This window comes from Haloferax profundi, from assembly GCF_001469865.1.
Taxonomy (GTDB): domain Archaea; phylum Halobacteriota; class Halobacteria; order Halobacteriales; family Haloferacaceae; genus Haloferax; species Haloferax profundi.
This window is the reverse complement of record NZ_LOPV01000540.1, coordinates 1-485: the sequence shown is the minus strand read 5'-3', so window position 1 is coordinate 485 and position 485 is coordinate 1. Positions and strand designations below refer to the sequence as shown.

The following is a 485-nucleotide window of genomic DNA, read 5'->3' as shown; positions in this document are numbered from 1 at the left end:
GCGCGTATTATCTCCTCGAGTCTCTCGGTATCGAGCACGACACCACCAGTGACGGGTACGACCCTGGCTCGATGGCAGTGCGAGCGGTCGACGACCACACATTCAGGTTCAGGTTGTCGGAGCCGATGCCGGCGGCTCTCGAACTACTCGCGAACCCTGTATTCGCTCCGATTCCAGAGGGTATCGTCGGCGATATCGATGGGTACGTTGGGCGCATGTCCTATCAGGCATTCGCAGAGGCCCCTATCGGGAGCGGTCCATTCGTCTTCGACCACTGGACCAAGAACGACGAAGTCGAACTCACGCGGTTCGCCGACTACCACGGGACTGCGCCGGACCTGGATGGCATACGCTGGAAGGTCATCTCCGATTCGACGACAGCATACAACTACGGGCAGAATCGGAATGCGGACTTCGTCACTGTAACGGACGACGAGTACGACCCTCGGAAGGTCCAGATTTCGAAGACAGACTCCAAAGGCCGA

General features: G+C 58.8%; 1 protein-coding gene. It reads left to right on the top strand.

The window, feature by feature from the left end; all coding sequences use genetic code 11:
• Positions 1-71: 71 nt before the first annotated feature.
• Positions 72-485: ABC transporter substrate-binding protein (locus AUR66_RS16410; protein ID WP_269432620.1), on the top strand; the 414-nt coding region annotated here is incomplete at its 3' end.